At 59.9% G+C, this 19,408-nt stretch carries 18 protein-coding genes; 5 read left to right on the plus strand and 13 right to left on the minus strand.

What is annotated here, in order from left to right:
- Positions 1-57: 57 nt before the first annotated feature.
- The gene (gene recJ, locus IB246_RS15945; RefSeq protein WP_008042360.1) at positions 58-1,767 is read right to left on the minus strand and encodes a single-stranded-DNA-specific exonuclease RecJ; all 1,710 of its coding nucleotides are present in this window, start codon (positions 1,765-1,767) and stop codon (positions 58-60) included.
- 58 nt (positions 1,768-1,825) lie between these two features.
- Entirely contained in the window at positions 1,826-2,368 is a 543-nt protein-coding gene (locus IB246_RS15950; protein ID WP_007944886.1) for a YaeQ family protein, read from the minus strand.
- Between the two features lie 137 nt (positions 2,369-2,505).
- On the opposite strand from IB246_RS15950, the gene IB246_RS15955 reads away from it, so the two are divergent.
- Complete coding sequence (locus IB246_RS15955; RefSeq protein ID WP_008042361.1) at positions 2,506-3,705, plus strand: CaiB/BaiF CoA transferase family protein; 1,200 nt, start codon at positions 2,506-2,508, stop codon at positions 3,703-3,705.
- A 58-nt stretch (positions 3,706-3,763) separates the two neighbouring features.
- A complete protein-coding gene (locus IB246_RS15960; protein WP_008042362.1) occupies positions 3,764-4,627 on the plus strand; it encodes a TIGR02285 family protein in 864 nt (287 codons plus the stop codon).
- 171 nt (positions 4,628-4,798) lie between these two features.
- Here the strand turns inward: IB246_RS15960 and IB246_RS15965 are convergent, their stop codons facing one another.
- From IB246_RS15965 to xerD, 5 genes are all read right to left on the minus strand, one after another.
- Complete coding sequence (locus IB246_RS15965; RefSeq protein ID WP_008042363.1) at positions 4,799-5,086, minus strand: DUF3509 domain-containing protein; 288 nt, start codon at positions 5,084-5,086, stop codon at positions 4,799-4,801.
- Positions 5,087-6,189: 1,103 nt separating this feature from the next.
- Positions 6,190-7,599: a threonine synthase gene (gene thrC / locus IB246_RS15970; protein WP_008025609.1), complete on the minus strand. Its 1,410-nt coding sequence runs from the start codon at positions 7,597-7,599 to the stop codon at positions 6,190-6,192.
- A 66-nt stretch (positions 7,600-7,665) separates the two neighbouring features.
- The gene (locus IB246_RS15975) at positions 7,666-8,970 is read right to left on the minus strand and encodes a homoserine dehydrogenase (RefSeq protein WP_032828598.1); all 1,305 of its coding nucleotides are present in this window, start codon (positions 8,968-8,970) and stop codon (positions 7,666-7,668) included.
- A 134-nt stretch (positions 8,971-9,104) separates the two neighbouring features.
- A complete protein-coding gene (gene dsbC / locus IB246_RS15980) occupies positions 9,105-9,836 on the minus strand; it encodes a bifunctional protein-disulfide isomerase/oxidoreductase DsbC (RefSeq protein ID WP_008042372.1) in 732 nt (243 codons plus the stop codon).
- A 273-nt stretch (positions 9,837-10,109) separates the two neighbouring features.
- Positions 10,110-11,006 carry a site-specific tyrosine recombinase XerD gene (xerD, locus tag IB246_RS15985; RefSeq protein ID WP_008025604.1) on the minus strand — a complete coding sequence of 299 codons (897 nt, stop codon included), beginning with the start codon at positions 11,004-11,006 and terminating at the stop codon, positions 10,110-10,112.
- A 107-nt stretch (positions 11,007-11,113) separates the two neighbouring features.
- Here xerD and IB246_RS15990 point away from each other — a divergent pair, with 107 nt between their 5' ends.
- On the plus strand, positions 11,114-12,925 hold the full coding sequence (locus IB246_RS15990) for a cation:proton antiporter (RefSeq protein WP_008042374.1): 1,812 nt from the start codon (positions 11,114-11,116) through the stop codon (positions 12,923-12,925).
- A gap of 92 nt (positions 12,926-13,017) precedes the next feature.
- Here IB246_RS15990 and IB246_RS15995 read toward each other — a convergent pair whose 3' ends face one another.
- The 6 genes from IB246_RS15995 to ffh form a co-directional block, all read right to left on the minus strand.
- A complete protein-coding gene (locus tag IB246_RS15995; protein ID WP_008025600.1) occupies positions 13,018-13,431 on the minus strand; it encodes an acyl-CoA thioesterase in 414 nt (137 codons plus the stop codon).
- 91 nt (positions 13,432-13,522) lie between these two features.
- Entirely contained in the window at positions 13,523-13,873 is a 351-nt protein-coding gene (rplS, locus tag IB246_RS16000; RefSeq protein ID WP_003175895.1) for a 50S ribosomal protein L19, read from the minus strand.
- A 45-nt stretch (positions 13,874-13,918) separates the two neighbouring features.
- Complete coding sequence (gene trmD / locus IB246_RS16005; protein WP_007897583.1) at positions 13,919-14,671, minus strand: tRNA (guanosine(37)-N1)-methyltransferase TrmD; 753 nt, start codon at positions 14,669-14,671, stop codon at positions 13,919-13,921.
- A gap of 2 nt (positions 14,672-14,673) precedes the next feature.
- Positions 14,674-15,210 carry a ribosome maturation factor RimM gene (gene rimM / locus IB246_RS16010; protein ID WP_008025598.1) on the minus strand — a complete coding sequence of 179 codons (537 nt, stop codon included), beginning with the start codon at positions 15,208-15,210 and terminating at the stop codon, positions 14,674-14,676.
- 5 nt (positions 15,211-15,215) lie between these two features.
- Positions 15,216-15,467 carry a 30S ribosomal protein S16 gene (gene rpsP, locus IB246_RS16015; RefSeq protein WP_007944872.1) on the minus strand — a complete coding sequence of 84 codons (252 nt, stop codon included), beginning with the start codon at positions 15,465-15,467 and terminating at the stop codon, positions 15,216-15,218.
- Between the two features lie 249 nt (positions 15,468-15,716).
- Positions 15,717-17,093 (minus strand): signal recognition particle protein, encoded by a 1,377-nt coding sequence (ffh, locus tag IB246_RS16020; protein ID WP_008042378.1) that lies wholly within the window; start codon positions 17,091-17,093, stop codon positions 15,717-15,719.
- 195 nt (positions 17,094-17,288) lie between these two features.
- Between ffh and IB246_RS16025 the strand changes: the two genes are divergently transcribed.
- On the plus strand, positions 17,289-18,101 hold the full coding sequence (locus IB246_RS16025) for an inner membrane protein YpjD (RefSeq protein ID WP_032828592.1): 813 nt from the start codon (positions 17,289-17,291) through the stop codon (positions 18,099-18,101).
- A 12-nt stretch (positions 18,102-18,113) separates the two neighbouring features.
- Positions 18,114-19,346, plus strand: coding sequence for an HlyC/CorC family transporter (locus IB246_RS16030; RefSeq protein WP_008042380.1), 1,233 nt, complete (start codon positions 18,114-18,116; stop codon positions 19,344-19,346).
- The last annotated feature ends 62 nt before the right edge of the window (positions 19,347-19,408 follow it).

Below are 19,408 nucleotides of genomic sequence, written 5' to 3' on the forward strand. Positions count from 1 at the left end.
CCCGCTCCCACAGGGTCTGCGCAGATCCTGTGGGAGCGGGCTTGCTCGCGAATGGGGTCAACGCGGTTCTATGTGGGCAATCATCAACTGGACCGTCTCATTCCCGCGAAACTCGTTAAGGTCGAGTTTGTAGGCCAGCTCCACCCATTTGATGGTCGGGTTCGGCCAGATATCGCGGTCGATTCCAAACGCGATGCCGTCCAGCTTCACCGAACCGCATTCACTTCTCAGCACCACTTTGAGGTGCCGTTCGCCAACAACCCGTTGTTCGACCAACTGGAACACACCATGGAACAACGGCTCCGGGAAGTGTTGCCCCCAAGGACCGGCATGCCGCAAAGCACGGGCCAGTTCGAGGTGAAATTCTTCGACCGCTAAAGTCCCGTCCGACAGCAGTCGCCCGGTCAGGTCTTCTTCGCGCAATTGCCTACGCACTTCAGCGTCAAAGGCTTCGGCGAACAGCGGAAAATTCGCTTCCGGCAAGGTCAAGCCTGCCGCCATGGCGTGGCCACCGTACTTGCTGATCAAATTTGGGTGCTGAGCCGCCACCACGCTCAAGGCGTCACGAATATGGAAGCCCTGCACCGAACGCCCCGAGCCTTTGAGCATGCCATCGCCTGCATCGGCAAAGGCGATGGTCGGACGGAAATAGCGCTCTTTCATACGCGAGGCGAGGATTCCGATGACACCCTGGTGCCACTCGGGATCGAACAGGCACAGGCCGAACGGCATCGATTCCACCGGCAAATCCTTGAGCTGGGCCAGCGCCTCGCGCTGCATGCCCTGCTCGATGGATTTGCGATCCTGGTTCATGCCGTCCAGCTGGACAGCCATTTCCCGAGCGAGCCCGGCGTCTTCGGTGAGCAGGCATTCGATGCCCAGGCTCATGTCATCCAGGCGCCCCGCCGCGTTCAGGCGCGGGCCGACAATGAACCCAAGATCCGTGGACGTGATGCGCGCATGATCACGCTTCGCCACTTCGAGGATCGCCTTGATCCCCGGCCGCGCACGTCCGGCGCGGATTCGCTCGAGGCCTTGGTGGACGAGAATCCGGTTGTTGGCGTCCAGTGGCACCACGTCAGCGACGCTGCCGAGGGCCACCAGGTCCAGCAACTCGCCGATGTTCGGCTGCGGCCTGCTCTCGTACCAGCCGAGGCTGCGCAGACGCGCGCGCAGGGCCATCAGCACGTAGAAGATCACCCCGACGCCGGCGAGTGCCTTGCTCGGAAACCCGCAGCCTGGCTGGTTGGGATTGACGATGGCATCGGCCAGGGGCAATTCATCGCCCGGCAAGTGGTGGTCGGTGACCAGCACGTTGAGGCCAGCCTTTTTCGCCGCGGCCACGCCTTCAACGCTGGAGATGCCGTTGTCCACGGTGATCAGCAGCTGCGGCGTGCGGGTCAGCGCCACCTCAACGATTTCGGGCGTAAGGCCGTAGCCATACTCGAATCGGTTCGGCACCAGATAATCAACGTGAGCTGCGCCCAGCAGGCGCAAGCCCAACATGCCCACGGTACTGGCCGTCGCGCCGTCGGCGTCGAAGTCGCCGACGATCAGAATCCGCTGACGCTGCTCCAGCGCGGTCACCAGCAAATCCACCGCTGCATCGATGCCCTTGAGCTGCTGGAACGGAATCAGCCGCGCCAGGCTCTTGTCCAGTTCAGCCTCTGAAACCACGCCCCGCGCCGCGTACAGACGGGTCAGCAGCGGCGGCAGGTCACCGAGGAATGGCAGGGTGTCGGGCAACAGGCGAGGTTCGATGCGCATGGGGTGACAGGTACTTCTCTTGAATACGTAGGATAAAACCGGATGACGTGGCGAAAAATCAGCCGCGTTCGCCGCTCAGCCACTGCAACTGGACTTCGTGCTGACCACGATCGTCGGTGACGAAAATCGTCCCTTCGCTGATCATCACGTCCCACTTGATAACACGCGGCATGTCTTTGGCCAGGGTTTCCAGGACTTCCTGCGGCACAGCAGCGATGTGCACGTTTTTCAGGTTCTTGATCGCCGGGATCACTTTGGTTTCCCAGACGCGCAAGCTGCCATAGGCCAGCAGGCTGGTGCGCTCGGTGCGACGCGAGCACCACGTCAGGCGATCGGCGTCTGGCTGACCGACTTCGATCCAGTGCAGGACGCGATCATCCAGGCTCTTTTCCCACAGGGCGGGTTCATCCACGTCTGACAGACCACGGCCAAACGACAGCTGCTCGTTGTACCAGAAGGCGTAGGCCAGCAGCCGCACGGTCATGCGCTCTTCGGTTTCCGAAGGGTGACGGGCGATGGTCTGCTTCACCGTCTCGTAAACGCTGCGGTCGAGGTCGGTAAGGTTCAGTTCAAACTTGTAGGTCGTGGACGGCTGGGCCATGAACGGGCTTCTTGATACGTGGAAAGGCGGCAAGTCTAACCGATGCGGCAGGCTTCGCGGCCATCAACCTTGAGCGACTGACGGCGGGCTGTGCTAAAACGCTCTATCAGCCAAGCCTTTGTCCTACAGGATCCAGCATGCCGTTCACCGCCAAACCCCTCTCAGGTCTGAAAGTCATCGAATTGGGCACGTTGATCGCCGGGCCGTTTGCCTCGCGCATTTGCGGCGAATTCGGTGCCGACGTCATCAAGATCGAATCCCCCGACGGTGGTGATCCGTTGCGCAAATGGCGCAAGTTGTATGAAGGCACGTCGCTGTGGTGGTTCGTTCAGGCACGCAACAAGAAGTCCCTGACCTTGAACCTGAAACACCCGGACGGCCTGGCAATCCTGAAAAAGCTGCTCAGTGAAGCGGACATCCTCATCGAGAATTTTCGCCCCGGCGTGCTGGAAAAACTCGGTCTGGGCTGGGACGTCCTGCACGCACTGAATCCAAAACTGGTGATGGTGCGCCTTTCGGGTTTCGGCCAGACCGGGCCGATGAAGGATCAACCAGGTTTTGGTGCGGTCGGTGAATCCATGGGCGGCCTGCGCTACATCACCGGGTTTGAGGACCGACCGCCGGTACGCACCGGGATTTCCATCGGCGACTCGATTGCGGCGCTCTGGGGCGTGATCGGTGCGCTGATGGCTTTGCGTCATCGCGAGGTCAATGGCGGCCTGGGCCAAGTGGTGGATGTGGCGCTGTACGAAGCGATCTTCGCCATGATGGAAAGCATGGTCCCGGAGTTCGACGTGTTCGGCTTCATTCGCGAACGCACCGGCAACATCATGCCCGGCATCACGCCCTCCTCGATCCACACCAGTGCTGACGGCAAACATGTGCAGATCGGCGCCAATGGCGATGCGATTTTCAAACGATTCATGCTGATCATCGGCCGTGAAGACCTGGCCAACGACCCGGCGCTGGCCAGCAATGACGGGCGTGACAGCCGTCGCGACGAGATTTATGGGGTGATTGATCGCTGGGTCAATGCGCTGCCGCTGGACACCGTCATCGAGCAGTTGAATCAGGCCGACGTCCCTGCCAGCCGGATCTTCAGCGCCGAAGACATGTTCAGTGATCCGCAGTACCTGGCTCGGGAAATGTTCCTGAAGGCTAAGCTGCCGGACGGCAAAGATTTCAAGATGCCGGGAATTGTGCCGAAACTCTCAGAGACACCCGGCAGTTCGCAATGGGTCGGGCCGCAGTTGGGCGAACACAATGCGCAGGTACTCAACGATCTTGGCTACGACAAGGAACAGATCGCAAAGCTGCGTGAAGACGGGGCCATCTAAGCTGAAACGCCTGCTTTCGCTGCTCATCACAGACTGCCTGTCGCACGGCAGGAGGGTGATGTGCGCGCTCGCGGCGACAGCCTTGCTCATCGGTCCGACCTCGTCGGCGATGGCGCAGCCCAAGGAAACCATGATCTGGCTGTTGCGGGATCTGCCACCGCTGACGATTTTCGAAGGACCGAAAAAGGGCCTGGGCGTCATCGACCAACTGTTGCCGCTGTTGATCGCCGGCATGCCGCAATACGAACACACCTTGATGCGAGTCAACCGTGCTCGCGCCTTGCAAATGCTCCACGAGCCGTCCCTTACCTGCGATGCGGCGCTGAACCGGAGCAAGGAACGCGAACGCTGGATCGCGTTTTCGATTCCGGTGTTTCGGGCCATGAGTAACGGCGTGGCCGTAAGGCGCGTTGACCGTGAGACGCTTGCCCCCTTCATCCAGGACGGTGAACTGGACCTGGCGGCCTTCCTGGCGAGCGGCGGCGAGAAATTGGGCATTATCGCCGAGCGTAACTACGGTGATTACCTCGACGCGCTGCTCAAACAGGCACCACCTGACTCGCTGACCCCGCACTACGGCAACGACGCCTTGGGCAGCCTGTTGCAGATGCAACGCCTGGGGCGCTTGCGGCTGCTGTTGGGATACCGCCCGGAAATCCGCTATCAGGCCCAACAGCAAGGGATCGCCGAGGATGAATTGCAGTTCTACCCGATTCGCGGCGCCGAGAAATTCTTGTCCGGTTACATCGGCTGCACCGACACGCCCAAAGGCCGGCAGGCGATTGTCGAGATCAATCAATTGCTGCGCAAAATGCCCCATGATCGCTTGAGCGAGGCGTACGCCGCGTGGCTCGACCCGGAAAGTCGCGACGCCTATCTGGAAGAATCCAGGAAGTATTTCGAGCAACAGGCGCTGGAATGACAAATCGCGGGCAAAAAGAAACCCCGAGAAGTGGGGAGACATCTCGGGGTTAAACGTGGTCTACAAAGAGACCAGTGGCAGCACGACTACAAGCACCGGAGCACAATGCTTGATCCTGCTGTTACATGCTCTGACTGACCTTGGTCGAGGAAGGTTCCCACAAAAGACAATTCAATTACGGCTGGCCACGACCTTGTCCTGTGCAGCGTTGCGCAATGCCGCGATAACGCAGGGTTCCAGGCGTCCTTCGGCAATCATCAGATCGCGATGCAAGCCGTCGACCACATCCGTGAGCAGACGTTTGTCGGTCAACTGGGCCTGATTGAACTCCCGCTCGACCACGATGGCGCCGGTCGTGCTTTTCAGTGTCACCAGGCATTCACCGTGGGCGCCCGAGGGGGTCAACGTTACCTGGTACGGGCTCAGAGCCTCACCGAGCAATAGATTGATACTTTCCATCTCGATCACCACTCAATAGTCCGAAAACAAAGTGCCTGGGGCGTGTTCACATTAAGTGACCATTGGCCCGAGAAGAAAGTTCTGGATTCCAGGTGCAGGCGCGTCGGCGTCTCTGGTGGGTAGAGCATGCATGGGGTAGATGACAGGTTTGTGTATGGCTTGGGTTTTGGTGGTTGGTTGGGATTGGGATTGGGTGAATATCCGTTTCTTCGGTGAGGGCGGCTATTGGTTTCGCCCTTACGGCGAGTCACTTGGAAGAGCCCCAAGTAACCAAGGGCTCTTGCCCCTTTCGTTCGGTGGCTCGCTAATGCTCGCCATACCCTCGCTCCGGTCCTGCTCCGTGGGCCCGCCGCCATCGGCCATCCATGGCCGGGGGCGGCTAACCCGGCATCCATGCCGGGTTGCCCACTGCGCAGAACCTCCACTCGGCCTCTCGAGGGGGCGCTCAGATCAAAAGCGGAAGGCGAGCTAACGCTCGGCCTGATGAGTGGTGAGAAGCAAAAGCGTACGCGATTTCCTGTAGGAGCCGGCTTGCTGGCGAAAAGCGTCTGGGCGACGCGTTCTTTCAGACAGCACGCGTTATCGTTGACGCCCATCGCCAGCAAGCTGGCTCCTACAATTTTGAATCGTGCGAACCCAATCCATTGTAGGAGCCGGCTTGCTGGCGATAGCGGTGGGTCAGTCGACGTATGTATTGGCTGGAGGGACGCCATCGCCAGCAAGCCGGCTCCTACAGGGGGGGCACAGGTGCGGAATGAGTGAACGCATCAAAAAAGGACAACACGGACAACTGAAGAGCCAGGTCGGCTTTCAGGCCGCCTCGGCGGCTGTGGCGGTGGTCGCCCCCTCGAGAGGCCGAGTGGAGGTTCTGCGCAGTGGGCAACCCGGCATGGATGCCGGGTTAGCCGCCCCCGGCCATGGATGGCCGATGGCGGCGGGCCCACGGAGCAGGACCGGAGCGAGGGCATGCCGAGCCTTAGCGAGGCACCGAACGAAAGGGGCAAGAGCCCTTTGGTTACTTTGGGGCTTTTCCAAAGTGACTCGCCGTAAGGGCGAAACCAATAGCCGCCATTACCGCAGCAACGGATATGCCCCCCAACCGATTACAACGGCTTCCCACGATTCCCATGCTGACTGACAAACGCCTGTACAGCCTTAAGGTCATTCGGCAACACCGTGCAACGCTCATCCCGCTCAAACAGATCGGCAAGGTGAACAGGCAACTCCAGCGCTTTACCCACGCCTGCCTTCTCAACCGCATCCGGGAATTTGACCGGGTGCGCAGTCCCGAGAATAACCATCGGAATATCCAGACTACGACGGCATTCACGCGCAGCCTTCACACCGATAGCCGTGTGCGGATCCAGCAACTCACCCGTCTGCTCGTAAACCTCAGCAATCGTTTCGCAAGTTTGCGCATCATCCACAGCCAGCGAATCGAACAGCTTGCGTGCTTCGGTCCAACGCTCCTGTTCAACGCTGAAACCGCCGCCCTGCTTGAACGAATCCATCAACCCGGCAATCGCAGCGCCGTTGCGACCGTGCAGGTCGAACAGCAGACGCTCGAAGTTCGACGACACCATGATGTCCATCGACGGCGACAGCGTGGCGTGCAGGGTTTCCTTGACGTACTGATTGCCGCTCATAAAGCGGTGCAGGATGTCGTTGCGGTTGGTGGCGACGATCAACTGATTGATCGGCAGGCCCATGTTGCGCGCCAGGTAACCGGCGAAGATGTCGCCGAAGTTGCCGGTTGGCACCGAGAACGACACCGAACGCGCCGGGCCGCCCAGCTGCAGGGCTGCGTGGAAGTAGTAGACGATCTGGGCCATGATCCGCGCCCAGTTGATCGAGTTCACCGCCACCAGACGCGTGCCCTTGAGGAAGCTTTGGTCGGCGAAGCTCGCCTTGACCATTTCCTGGCAGTCATCGAAGTTGCCTTCGATAGCGATGTTGTGGATGTTCTCGCCGAAGATCGTGGTCATCTGCCGACGCTGCACTTCAGACACGCGGTTGTGCGGGTGCAGGATGAAGATGTCGACGTTTTCGCAGTGCTTGCAGCCTTCGATGGCGGCCGAACCGGTATCGCCGGAAGTGGCGCCGACGATCACCACGCGCTCACCGCGTTTTTCCAGCACGTAATCGAGCAGGCGACCGAGCAGTTGCAGGGCGAAGTCCTTGAACGCCAGGGTCGGGCCGTGGAACAGCTCCAGCACCCATTCATTGCCGTTCAGTTGACGCAACGGTGCCACGGCGTTGTGCGAGAACACGCCATAGGTTTCTTCAAGAATCTTTTTGAAATCGGCGTCGGGAATGCTGCCGGTGACGAACGGGCGCATCACCCGGAAGGCCAGCTCGTGATACGGCAGGCCGGCCCAGGAAGCGATTTCTTCCTGGGTGAAACGTGGCAGGTTTTCCGGGACGTACAAACCGCCGTCAGTGGCCAGACCGGCCAGCAGGACGTCTTCGAAATTCAGGGCCGGTGCCTGGCCGCGGGTGCTGATATAACGCATGACTGACTCCAATGGACAGTGTTCGCAAACCCGGGCCCGCACGCAGGCCCGGTGAACGATAACGGCTTAGTTCAGGTGCTCGACGCGGATCCGTACAACCGGACCGACCACACCCGTGAGGGCTTCGAGGGCGGCAATCGCGTCGTTCATGTGCTGTTCCAGCACACGGTGGGTCAGCAGGATCATCGGCACCAGGCCGTCATGCTCTTCGACTTCTTTCTGCATGATCGATTCGATGTTGATGCCGCGCTCCGACAGGATGCTCGCAACCTGAGCCAGCACGCCCGGATGGTCCTTGGCCTGAATGCGCAGGTAGTAGGCGCTTTCGCAGGCTTCGATCGGCAGGATCGGATGCGCCGACAGCGAATCCGGCTGGAAGGCCAGGTGCGGCACGCGGTTTTCCGGATCGGAAGTCATGGCGCGAACCACGTCCACCAGGTCGGCGATCACCGACGAAGCGGTCGGCTCCATGCCGGCACCGGCACCGTAGAACAGGGTCGAACCGGCTGCGTCACCGTTGACCATCACTGCGTTCATCACGCCGTTGACGTTGGCGATCAGGCGATCGGCCGGGATCAGCGTCGGGTGCACGCGCAACTCGATGCCAGCCGCCGTGCTGCGAGCGACGCCCAGGTGCTTGATGCGATAGCCCAGCGCTTCGGCGTAGTTCACGTCAGCCGTGGTCAGCTTGGTGATGCCTTCGGTGTAGGCCTTGTCGAATTGCAGCGGAATGCCGAACGCGATGGAGGCCAGGATCGTCAGCTTGTGGGCCGCGTCGATGCCTTCAACGTCGAAGGTCGGATCGGCTTCGGCGTAACCCAGGGCCTGCGCCTCGGCGAGAACGTCTTCGAAGGTGCGACCCTTCTCGCGCATCTCGGTGAGGATGAAGTTGCCGGTGCCGTTGATGATGCCGGCGACCCAGTTGATCCGGTTGGCGGACAGGCCTTCACGGATCGCCTTGATCACCGGAATGCCACCGGCCACGGCCGCTTCGAACGCAACGATCACGCCCTTCTCGCGAGCCTTGGCGAAAATTTCATTGCCGTGAACGGCGATAAGCGCCTTGTTCGCGGTGACCACATGCTTGCCATTCTCGATGGCCTTGAGTACCAGCTCGCGGGCAACGGTGTAGCCGCCCATCAGCTCTATAACGATGTCGATCTCAGGGTTCGTGGCCACTTCGAAGACATCGTTGGTAATCGCAATACCGGTCGTTTGGAACTGAGGCTTTGGCGTGCGAATGGCAATTTGTGCCACTTCGATTCCACGCCCGGCACGACGAGCAATTTCCTCGGCGTTGCGCTGAAGTACGTTGAAGGTACCGCCACCGACGGTCCCTAACCCACAGATGCCTACTTTGACCGGTTTCACTGTGAACTCCCCATAAAACGGCCGACTCAAGGCCGGCCGTGAAAACAGCCGCATGCTCGCGGCTCTCTATTAATGGCCCGGCAAATGTTGCCGCCGGACCATGATCGTCAAAGGCTGGCCGTGACGATGCGAATTTACTTCGCGCCCAGCGCCAGTTTGGCGACTTGTGGCGCAGGCTGGTAGCCCGGAATGACCTGACCGTCGGCCAAAACGATGGCCGGTGTGCCGTTCACGCCAATGGACTGACCGAGGGCGAACTGTTTGGAAACCGGGTTATCGCACTTGGCGGCCTTGATTTCCTTGCCGTCGACCATTTTGTCCATGGCCGCTTTCTTGTCTTTCGAGCACCAGACCGCTTGCAGCTGTTCGTCACCCGGCGAGCCCAGGCCCTGGCGCGGGAACGCGACGTAGCGCACTTCGATGCCGCGCTTGTTCAGCTCAGGCACTTCGGCATGCAGCTTGTGGCAGTACGGGCAGGTGGTGTCGGTAAACACGGTGATGTGCGATTTGGTTTCGCCGATGGCCGGGTAGACCACGGTTTCCGCAACAGGAATGGCGTTGACCAGCTTGGAAATGCCCAGGCGTTCGGCTTTTTCGGTCAGGTTGACCGGCTTGCCGTCCTTGAGCTGAAACATGTAGCCCTGAACCACGTATTGGCCGTCGGCACTGGCATACAGCACGCGGCTGCCCTGCAGTTTGACTTCATACAGGCCCGGCAGCGGACTGGCGGAAATGCTTTCTACCGGCACTTCGAGCTGGAGGGTTTCCAGGCTTTTACGAATGGCTTTATCGGCCGCGTCATCGGCGACGGCAAGGGTGCTGACCAACGCAATGGCTGCGACGGCGAAAATCTGGGTCAGACGCATGAGAACTCCTGAAGGCGGACAAATGGGACGACCAGAACGCCCGTGCCGAAACACCGGGTCATAACCGCCCATCGTACAAACCGACAAAGCCTACCACATAAGGGCTGTGTGGCCGAATGTGGGGTGACAAGACAACACCGCGATCCCTGTAGGAGCGAAGCTTGCTCGCGAAGCACGTCAACGATAACGCGTGCTGTCTGGATGAACGTGTTGTCCGGACCTCCTTCGCGAGCAAGCTTCGCTACTACAGGGATCGCGCAGCAGGGAATGTGATCATCCGCGCGGGTGGTGTTTGGCGTGCAGGTCCTGCAGGCGTGCCCGGGCGACATGGGTGTAGATCTGAGTGGTCGACAGGTCGCTATGGCCGAGCAGCATCTGTACCACTCGCAAATCCGCGCCGTGGTTGAGCAGGTGCGTGGCGAAGGCATGGCGCAAAGTGTGCGGCGACAGCGATTTGCCGATCCCGGCGACCTTGGCCTGATGCTTGATCCGGTGCCAGAAGGTCTGGCGCGTCATCTGCTCGCCACGCTGACTGGGAAACAGCACATCACTGGGACGCCCGCCGAGCAGCTCGCCACGGGCGTCGCGCATGTAACGCTCGACCCAGACAATCGCCTCCTCGCCCATCGGCACCAGCCGCTCCTTGCTGCCCTTGCCCATCACCCGCAGCACGCCCTGGCGCAGGTTGACCTGTTCCAGCGTCAGGCTGATCAGTTCCGTCACCCGCAAACCGCAGGCGTACAGCACTTCGAGCATGGCGCGGTCACGCTGGCCAATCGCTTCACTCAGATCCGGCGCCTTCAGCAGTGCTTCCACATCGGCTTCCGACAAGGATTTTGGCAACGGCCTACCAAGTTGAGGCATATCGACGCGTAACGTCGGATCGACCGCGATCAACTTTTCCCGCAACAGATAGCGATAAAAGCCACGCACACCCGAGAGAAATCGCGCAGTGGAGCGGGGTTTGTAGTTCTGTTCCAGGCGCCAGGCCAGGTGATCGAGGATCAACTCGCGACCGGCGTTGATCAACTCCAGCCCCTTCTCCTGCAGCCAGCCATTGAACAAGGCCAGGTCACTGCGATAGGCATCGCGAGTGTTGTCGGAAAGGCCTTTCTCCAGCCATAACGCGTCGAGGAATTGGTCTATCAGTGGATGATCGATGGCAGGCATGGGCACTCGAAACATGCAGTCTTGAGACTGCGCGCGAAAAAAAGGTGAACAGTAAAAACCACCGCTAGTCTTTCATAGCCCGCTACTTCAAGGAACAGGAAGACTCAATGAACGAGCAACAGATTCTGTTGGCTTTTGGCGGTATTGGTGCGGCGGCACTGGGGTGTCAGTGGCTGGCGTGGCGACTGAAATTGCCGGCGATCCTGTTTCTGTTGCTGAGCGGGATTCTGGTCGGTCCGATCCTGGGCTGGCTCGACCCACAGGAAATGTTCGGCCCATTGCTAATGCCACTGGTGTCGCTGGCGGTGGCGCTGATTCTGTTTGAAGGCAGCCTGACGCTGCACCTCTCGGAGTGGCGCGAAATCGGCAGCGTCGTACGCCGGCTGGTGACGATTGGCGCGATCTCGACCTGGGTGGTCATTGCTGTCGCCACGCATTGGCTGCTGGGTTTCGACTGGTCGCTCGCGATACTGTTCGGCAGCCTGACGCTGGTCACCGGGCCCACGGTCATCGTACCGATGCTGCGCGTGGTACGCCCCAAAGCCTCGATTGCCAACATCCTGCGCTGGGAAGGCATCGTCATCGATCCGATCGGCGCCCTCCTCGCCGTGGTGGTCTACAGCTTCATCATCGCCCGTACGTCAGATGACGGCTTGAGCCAAAGCCTGCTGACCTTCGGCGGAGTGATTCTGTGCGGCACCGCATTCGGGATTGCCGGCGGCTGGGTGCTCGGCACGATCATTCGGCGCCAATGGTTGCCGGAATACCTGCACAACCTGGCGGCGTTGGCGGCGGTGCTGGGGATTTTCATTACCGCCAATCAAGTCATGCACGAATCCGGTTTGCTGGCCGTGACCTTGATGGGGATCTGGCTGGCCAACATGAAGGACGTGGATGTGCGGGACATCCTGCACTTCAAGGAGAACCTCAGCGTGCTGCTGATCTCCGGGCTGTTCATTTTGCTGGCGGCGCGACTCGATCTGAACGCCTTGATCGGCCTCGGGCCGCTGGTGCTGATTCTGCTGCTGATCATTCAGTTCATTGCACGGCCATTGAACGTCATGCTTTCCACGGCAGGCTCGAGTTTGAGCTGGCGCGAGCGGGCACTGCTGTCATGGATCGCACCTCGCGGAATCGTGGCGGCGGCGGTTTCGGCGATTTTCGCCGTTCGCCTGAATGAGGCCGGACTCGAAGGCGCGTTGCTGCTGGTGCCTCTGACGTTTGCGGTGATCATCGGCACGGTGGTGCTGCAAAGTGCCACGGCCCGGCCATTGGCGCGCTTGCTGAAAGTCGCCGAACCGGCGCCCAGCGGCTTTCTGATCGTCGGCGCCAACGCCCCGGCACGTACCTTGGGCAAAGCCCTGCAACAGCTGGGCTGTCGAGTGCTGCTGACGGATTCGAGCTGGGAGAATATTCGCGCGGCGCGCATGGACGGTTTGCCGACGTACTTTGGTAACCCGGCGTCGCAGCATGCCGATGCTCATCTGGATCTGGTCGGGCTTGGGCATTTGCTGACATTGTCGCCGTCCGGCGAATTGAATGCGTTGGCGTCGATGCGTTTTCGACACGATTTCGGCCATCAGCGACTGTTTGGTCTCGCCAGTGGTCAGGAAAGCCACCGCACTGACAAGCACCGCGCCAGCCATGAACATCGCGGGCGTTTGCTGGGCAATGAGGAACTGACCTACAACAAACTGGCTAATCTGCTGCACCAGGGTGCCGAGCTGTACAGCACAACTCTGACGGAGGGGTTCGGCTGGGAGGATTACCGGGCGCTGCATGGCGAACGCGCGACATTACTGTTCGCTCGCGATGACAGCGGATGGGTGCATGTGGCGACGCCGGACAGTCCGTTGAAGCCTTCGGCGGGGTGGACGTTGTTGGCGTTGATTCAACCGCAGGTCGGCGGCGCCTTATAGATCGATTCGCGGGCAAGCCTCGCTCCTACAGGTATGTAAGGAACCCTTGTAGGAGCGAGGCTTGCCCGCGAAGGCCGCACCTCGGTCCCGCGTCAGGCAGCAAACCCAGGCAACACCGGCACCGGCCGCTTGTCTTCATCAATCGCCACAAAGCTGAACTGCCCATGAATCGCCTTCTCGCGACCATCACAGCTCATGCTTTCAACAAACACTTCAACCTCAACCTTGAGACTGGTGTTGCCGACCTTGATCACCCGCCCGACCAGTTCAACGATGGAGCCGGCAGGGATTGCGTGATTGAAGTCGATGCGGTCCGTGGAAACGGTCACCAGCGGTAGCCGACAAAAGCGGGTGGCGGTGATGAATGACACTTCATCCATCCAGGCCAGCGCAGTGCCGCCGAACAGGGTGTTGTGGTGGTTGGTGGTCGACGGGAAAACAGCCTTGGTCACGCGGCTCACCGAGAGTTCGGTGCGGCGTTCGATTTCTTGCTCACGAGCGGTCATGGGTCTACAGCCTGAAACGAAATTCCGGGATAAATGGCGGGCAACAAAAAAGCAGCCCGTAGGCTGCTTTTTTCTGCATCGGAAGCTGGACTTAAGCCAGTTTTTCCTTGATGCGAGCTGCTTTACCGGACAGGTCACGCAGGTAGTACAGCTTGGCTTTACGTACGTCACCGCGACGTTTAACGGCCATGCTGTCGATTTGCGGGCTGTAGGTCTGGAAAGTACGCTCTACGCCAACACCGTTGGAGATTTTACGAACGGTGAAAGCACTGTTTACGCCGCGGTTACGCTTGGCGATAACAACACCTTCGAACGCTTGCAGACGCGAACGGTCGCCTTCCTTCACTTTCACCTGAACGACAATGGTGTCGCCCGGGGCAAAGGTAGGGATCTCTTTGGTCATCTGCTCTGCTTCGAGTGCAAGGATGATTTTGTTAGTCATGCTGTGCTCCTAAGGTAAATCAACGGACTTACCATCGATACGTTGTTAACTATCGTCCCGCTCGCGGATGTATTCCTCGAGCAGCTTCTTCTCTTCTCCAGAAAGCGAGCGGCTTTCCAGAAGATCGGCGCGTCGTTCAAAGGTCCTACCAAGGGACTGCTGTAAACGCCAACGCCGGATGTGCGCGTGATTGCCACTTAGCAATACGTCGGGAACACGCTGATCCGCATACACCTCCGGTCGGGTGTAGTGCGGGCAATCCAGCAAACCATCCGTAAAGGAATCTTCCTCGGCGGAGTCCGCATGCCCTAAAGCTCCAGGCAGCAGTCGTGTAACCGCATCGATCAGGACCATCGCCGGCAGCTCGCCGCCAGACAGTACATAGTCGCCAATCGACCACTCTTCATCGACATGAGCATCAATAAAACGCTCGTCAATGCCTTCATAGCGGCCGGCAATCAGGATCAATGCATCCAGATTCGCCAACTCGCGTACCGCCGACTGAGTCAGTTGACGGCCTTGGGGGGACAGGTAAATCACCTTCGCCGCCTCCCCGGCTGCTGCCTTGGCCTGAACCAGAGCATCTTCCAGGGGCTTGATCTTCATCACCATGCCCGGGCCACCGCCAAATGGGCGATCGTCCACAGTGTGATGTCGATCCGTCGTGTAGTCTCGCGGATTCCAACAGGTGAGCTGCAAGAGCCCCTGTTTCACCGCCCGACTGGTGATGCCGTACTCGCTGATGGCGGAGAACATCTCGGGAAACAAACTGATCACTTCTACGCGCAAGTTAGCCACGCTTAGAAGTCCGCGTCCCAATCCACCTTCATCTCGCCTGCGGCAAGGTCGACGGCCAACACGCATTGCTCCGTATAGGGCAACAGGCGTTCGCGATCATCCAGGCTGCCAGCGCAAGGCTTGACCACCATTACATCATTGGCGCCGGTTTCCAGAAGATGATCGATTTTCCCGAGCAATTGCCCAAGGTGATCAATAACCTTCAGACCTTCCAGCTGGTACCAGTAGTACTCGCCGTCGGTCAATTCAGGGAACAGGTTGCGCGGCACGCAGATCTCATAACCAGCCAGAAGACGAGCTTCTTCACGATCATCAAGACCCTTGAGCTTTGCGACCAGGAACTTGTCGCTCCCGCGTCCGCTGACCAGCTCGACCTGTTTCACATTGCCTTCGCGCTTGAGCGTCCAGGTTTTGTACTGCAACAGGTTTTCAGTCGGATCAGTAAAGGAATACACCTTCACTTCGCCGCGAACGCCATGAACAGAATAAATCTTGCCGATAACGATCAAATCATCAGCAATGGCTGGCGTCGCGTTCATATTGCTCAGGCCGCAGCCTTAGCAGCGTCCTTCAACAACTGAGCAACACGCTCAGAAGGTTGTGCACCAACGCTCAGCCAGTAGGCTACGCGCTCTTGGTTCACGGACAGACGGACTTCTTGACCACGAGCAACAGGGTTGAAGAAACCAACCTGTTCCTTGTGCGAACCGTCGCGCGGGTTGCGGCTGTCGGTTACGGTCAAGTGGTAAAACGGGCGCTTTTTGGAGCCGCCAAGGGCAAGACGGATTGTTAGCATGTGAACATCGTTCCTGTAGTCGGTGCTGCAAATCTAAAGGCACAGCGGGCATAGGTGCCCGAAAGGCCGCATATTCTAAGGAATATCCGGACTTTTGCAAATGTCTTTTTCCGGCGGCCTATCGGACGCCATCCAGATTTGCTATAGAGCCGTCGTTGAAAACGGCCAGTCAGCTCCCGCCAAGTGCGGGTTTGCTGGAGATCCCACTTCCGTGTGGGCTGCGCAAGAGCAAGCCCCTGCGCGAATTCTTTACATTTTCGGCATGCCGCCGCCGGGCAACATACCGCCCATGCCGCGCATCATTTTGGCCATTCCGCCTTTCGCGGAGAATTTCTTCATCATCTTCTGCATCTGCTTGTGCTGCTTGATCAAGCGACCGATGTCCTGCACCTGAGTGCCGGAACCCATGGCGATCCGGCGTTTGCGCGAACCGCTGATCAGCTCAGGGTCGCGGCGCTCGGCCGGGGTCATGGAATTGATGATGGCTTCCATCTGCTTGAATTGTTTCTCTGCCGCGCCCTGGGCATTGCCCATTTGCGCCAGGTTCACACCGCCGATGTTCGGCAGTTTGTCCATGAGGCCACCGAGGCCGCCCATGTTCTTCATCTGTTGCAGCTGATCGCGGAAGTCTTCGAGGTCGAAGCCCTTGCCCTTCTTCAGCTTCTTGGCCAGCTTGTCGGCCTTGTCCTTGTCGAGCGTCGCTTCGGCCTGTTCGATCAGGCTGAGCACGTCGCCCATGCCGAGGATCCGCGAAGCGATACGCTCCGGGTGGAACGGCTCAAGGGCTTCGGTCTTCTCGCCCATACCGATGAACTTGATCGGCTTGCCGGTGATGGCACGAACGGACAGTGCGGCACCGCCACGGGCGTCGCCGTCGACCTTGGTCAGGATCACACCGGTCAGCGGCAGTGCATCGCCGAAGGCCTTGGCCGTGTTGGCGGCGTCCTGGCCGGTCATGGCGTCGACCACGAACAACGTTTCGACCGGGTTGATCGCGGCGTGCAACGCCTTGATCTCGCCCATCATCTCTTCGTCGATGTGCAGACGACCGGCGGTATCGACGATGACCACATCAATAAACTTAAGCTTTGCTTCTTTTATAGCCGCTTGCGCGATGTCGACCGGCTTCTGGCTCAGGTCGGACGGGAAGAACGTCACGCCGATGTCGTTGGCCAGGGTTTCCAGCTGCTTGATCGCCGCAGGACGGTAAACGTCCGCGGACACGACCATTACCGACTTCTTCTTGCGCTCTTTAAGGAAGCGCGCAAGTTTACCGGCGGTGGTGGTTTTACCGGCACCCTGCAAACCGGCCATCAATACGACGGCGGGCGGAACGGCGCTCAGGTTCAGGTCTTCGTTGGCCGCACCCATCAGGCTTTCGAGTTCGGCCTGGACGATCTTCACGAAGGCCTGGCCCGGCGTCAGGCTACGCGACACCTCGGTGCCGACGGCGCGTTCCTTGACCGAATTGACGAAATCCTTCACCACCGGCAAGGCGACGTCGGCTTCGAGCAACGCCATGCGCACTTCGCGCAGGGTGTCTTTGATGTTGTCCTCGGTCAGTTTGGCCTTGCCGGTGACATGGCGCAGCGTCTGCGAGAGACGGTCGGTTAAGTTTTCAAACATTGCGCGATCCTTTCAGGCCCTGTGTAGACCGGGATAATGGCGGCCCAGACCGGAATCAACATGTGCTCGGCGAGCCTGCGGCGTGGGCAGGTCGCGGATTATAGCGAAGACTGCGACTGGCGGACACCTCGCACTTTCGTGGTGTGTGGGTTCTATGCCAAACTCAGCGCCTTTCGGGCTTGCCTAACAGGATTTATGCTCCCCTTGTCACCCAGTTTGCTTACCACTCTCGCCGCCGCCTGCTTATATGCCGCTGCGACCATTTATCAGGGCTCTCGCCTGGCCACCGGCGCCAAGGCGAACAAACGCCTGCTGGTCACGCTCGGCGTGCTCGCCGTGCTGGCTCACAGCGCCAGCCTGTTCACCCACCTGCTGACACCGATTGGCCTGGGCCTGGACTTTTTCAGCGCCGCCAGCCTGATCGCCGCAGCGGTCATTGCCCTGACGCTGCTGGCCTGCTCGCGGATCCCGGTGGAAAACCTGCTGATATTGCTGTTGCCGCTGGGCGCCGCCACCGTGCTGCTGGCACAGTTCGCCCCGGCCGGCACGGTGCAGATCATCGACGAAGAGCCGGGCATCCTCGCGCATATCCTGTTGTCGATCCTGGCTTACGGCATGTTCACCATCGCGGTGTTCCAGGCCTTGCTGCTGCTGGTTCAGGATCATCAGCTCAAGCACAAGCACCCGTCCGGACTGATCAAGAACTTCCCGCCGCTGCAAACCATGGAAAGCCTGCTGTTCAGTTTCCTGTGGGCCGGCTGGACCTTGCTGTCGCTGTCGCTGATCTCTGGCTGGCTGTTCGTCGACAATCTGTTCGCCCAGCACCTGGTGCACAAAACCTTACTGGCGTGCCTGGCCTGGATCGTCTTCAGCGTGCTGCTCTGGGGCCGCAACCGCCTCGGCTGGCGCGGACACAAGGCCATTCGCTGGACCCTCGCCGGTTTCTGCCTGTTGATGCTCGCGTATTTCGGCAGCAAGCTGGTCCGTGAATACATCCTGCACATCTGACGGGCGGCATAAATGGACGACTTGCCCATAGGGCCGATGCTCGCCGTAGTGGCCCTGCTGATTTTATGGTCGGGGCTGTTCACCGCCATTGAAGCGGCACACCAGCACTTGCTGGCCCAGCGCACCGCCTCGCGTGCAAGCGACAAACCGGTGGCAAAGCTGAGTTTTCCGCTCAACAGCCTGATTCTCTGCAACACCCTGTGCCGCGCGCTGGTAGTGGTCATCAGCACCTTGCTCGCGATTTTCACTTGGGCCGAGAACGGTCCATGGGCCGCGTGCCTGGGGGCCGGCGCGATTCTGCTGGTGTTTGCCGACTACCTGCCGCGCACCCTGGCCGTCCGCTATCCCGACGCGGTCCTGGCGCTGGGCAACACCTTGCTCCGCGCGCCGCTGAAAATCATCTACCCGGCCGCCTGGCTGCTCAATGGCATCAGCCAGTTGCTGATGCGGCCGTTTGCCCGCAAGGCCAAAGTGGTGCAGCAGAGCGAGGACGAGACGCCGAAGGATCGTCACGACGACCAACAACCGGTTTGCCGTCCGCACGCGGTGTCCGGCATCCACGCGCTGGACAACATCACGGTCAACGACATTCTGGTGCCGCGCAGCGATGTCGACGGGATCAACCTCGACGACTCCATCGAAGAAATCCTCGAACAGCTTCGGGCCAACCGGCGCACGCGCCTGCCGGTGTTCCACAGTGACATCAACCAGGTCGAGGCGGTGCTCAACACCCGACAGATCCGCCACCTGCTGCCCAACGGCCAACTCACTCGCGAAGCGTTGCTGGCCGCGTGTCACGACCCGTATTTCGTACCGGAAAGCACACCGTTGCAGCTGCAACTGCTGAACTTTCACAAACAGCAGCGGCGCCTGGGCATGGTGGTCGACGAGTATGGCGAAGTACTCGGTATCGTCACGCTGGAAGACATTCTCGAAGAAATCGTCGGCGAATTCGAAAGCCAGCACAGCCTGGACAACCCGCACATCCATCCGCAGGCCGATGGACGCCTGGTGATCGACGGTGCGGCATCGATTCGCGACCTGAACAAAAGCCTCGGCTGGCATTTGCCCAGCGATGGCCCGAAAACCCTTAACGGGCTGGTGACCGAAGCGCTGGAGACGATTCCGGACAGCGCGGTGTGCCTGAAGATCGGGCGTTATCGGCTGGAGATTCTGGAGACCGAAGACAACCGCGTGACCCGCGTGTTGATCTGGCATACGGCCGCAACCCCCACAACTGTCTGACAACCCGCCCTTGTAGGAGCCGGCTTGCCGGCGATGGCGATCTCAAGGACGCCATCGCCGGC

It is taken from the genome of Pseudomonas sp. PDM01 (assembly GCF_014852325.1).
GTDB classification, from domain to species: domain Bacteria; phylum Pseudomonadota; class Gammaproteobacteria; order Pseudomonadales; family Pseudomonadaceae; genus Aquipseudomonas; species Aquipseudomonas migulae.

What these genes read in the sequence shown, in the direction of transcription:
- IB246_RS15960 (WP_008042362.1), top strand. Translation starts at nt 3,764, where the DNA reads ATGTGCGCGCTCGCGGCGACAGCCTTGCTCATCGGTCCGACCTCGTCG.
- IB246_RS15995 (WP_008025600.1), bottom strand. Translation starts at nt 13,431, where the DNA reads ATGACCGCTCGTGAGCAAGAAATCGAACGCCGCACCGAACTCTCGGTG.
- rimM (WP_008025598.1), bottom strand. Translation starts at nt 15,210, where the DNA reads ATGAACGCGACGCCAGCCATTGCTGATGATTTGATCGTTATCGGCAAG.
- thrC (WP_008025609.1), bottom strand. Translation starts at nt 7,599, where the DNA reads ATGCGTTATATCAGCACCCGCGGCCAGGCACCGGCCCTGAATTTCGAA.
- rplS (WP_003175895.1), bottom strand. Translation starts at nt 13,873, where the DNA reads ATGACTAACAAAATCATCCTTGCACTCGAAGCAGAGCAGATGACCAAA.
- IB246_RS15990 (WP_008042374.1), top strand. Translation starts at nt 11,114, where the DNA reads ATGAACGAGCAACAGATTCTGTTGGCTTTTGGCGGTATTGGTGCGGCG.
- IB246_RS16030 (WP_008042380.1), top strand. Translation starts at nt 18,114, where the DNA reads ATGGACGACTTGCCCATAGGGCCGATGCTCGCCGTAGTGGCCCTGCTG.
- IB246_RS15955 (WP_008042361.1), top strand. Translation starts at nt 2,506, where the DNA reads ATGCCGTTCACCGCCAAACCCCTCTCAGGTCTGAAAGTCATCGAATTG.
- IB246_RS15950 (WP_007944886.1), bottom strand. Translation starts at nt 2,368, where the DNA reads ATGGCCCAGCCGTCCACGACCTACAAGTTTGAACTGAACCTTACCGAC.
- IB246_RS16025 (WP_032828592.1), top strand. Translation starts at nt 17,289, where the DNA reads ATGCTCCCCTTGTCACCCAGTTTGCTTACCACTCTCGCCGCCGCCTGC.
- recJ (WP_008042360.1), bottom strand. Translation starts at nt 1,767, where the DNA reads ATGCGCATCGAACCTCGCCTGTTGCCCGACACCCTGCCATTCCTCGGT.
- xerD (WP_008025604.1), bottom strand. Translation starts at nt 11,006, where the DNA reads ATGCCTGCCATCGATCATCCACTGATAGACCAATTCCTCGACGCGTTA.
- IB246_RS15965 (WP_008042363.1), bottom strand. Translation starts at nt 5,086, where the DNA reads ATGGAAAGTATCAATCTATTGCTCGGTGAGGCTCTGAGCCCGTACCAG.
- dsbC (WP_008042372.1), bottom strand. Translation starts at nt 9,836, where the DNA reads ATGCGTCTGACCCAGATTTTCGCCGTCGCAGCCATTGCGTTGGTCAGC.
- ffh (WP_008042378.1), bottom strand. Translation starts at nt 17,093, where the DNA reads ATGTTTGAAAACTTAACCGACCGTCTCTCGCAGACGCTGCGCCATGTC.
- rpsP (WP_007944872.1), bottom strand. Translation starts at nt 15,467, where the DNA reads ATGCTAACAATCCGTCTTGCCCTTGGCGGCTCCAAAAAGCGCCCGTTT.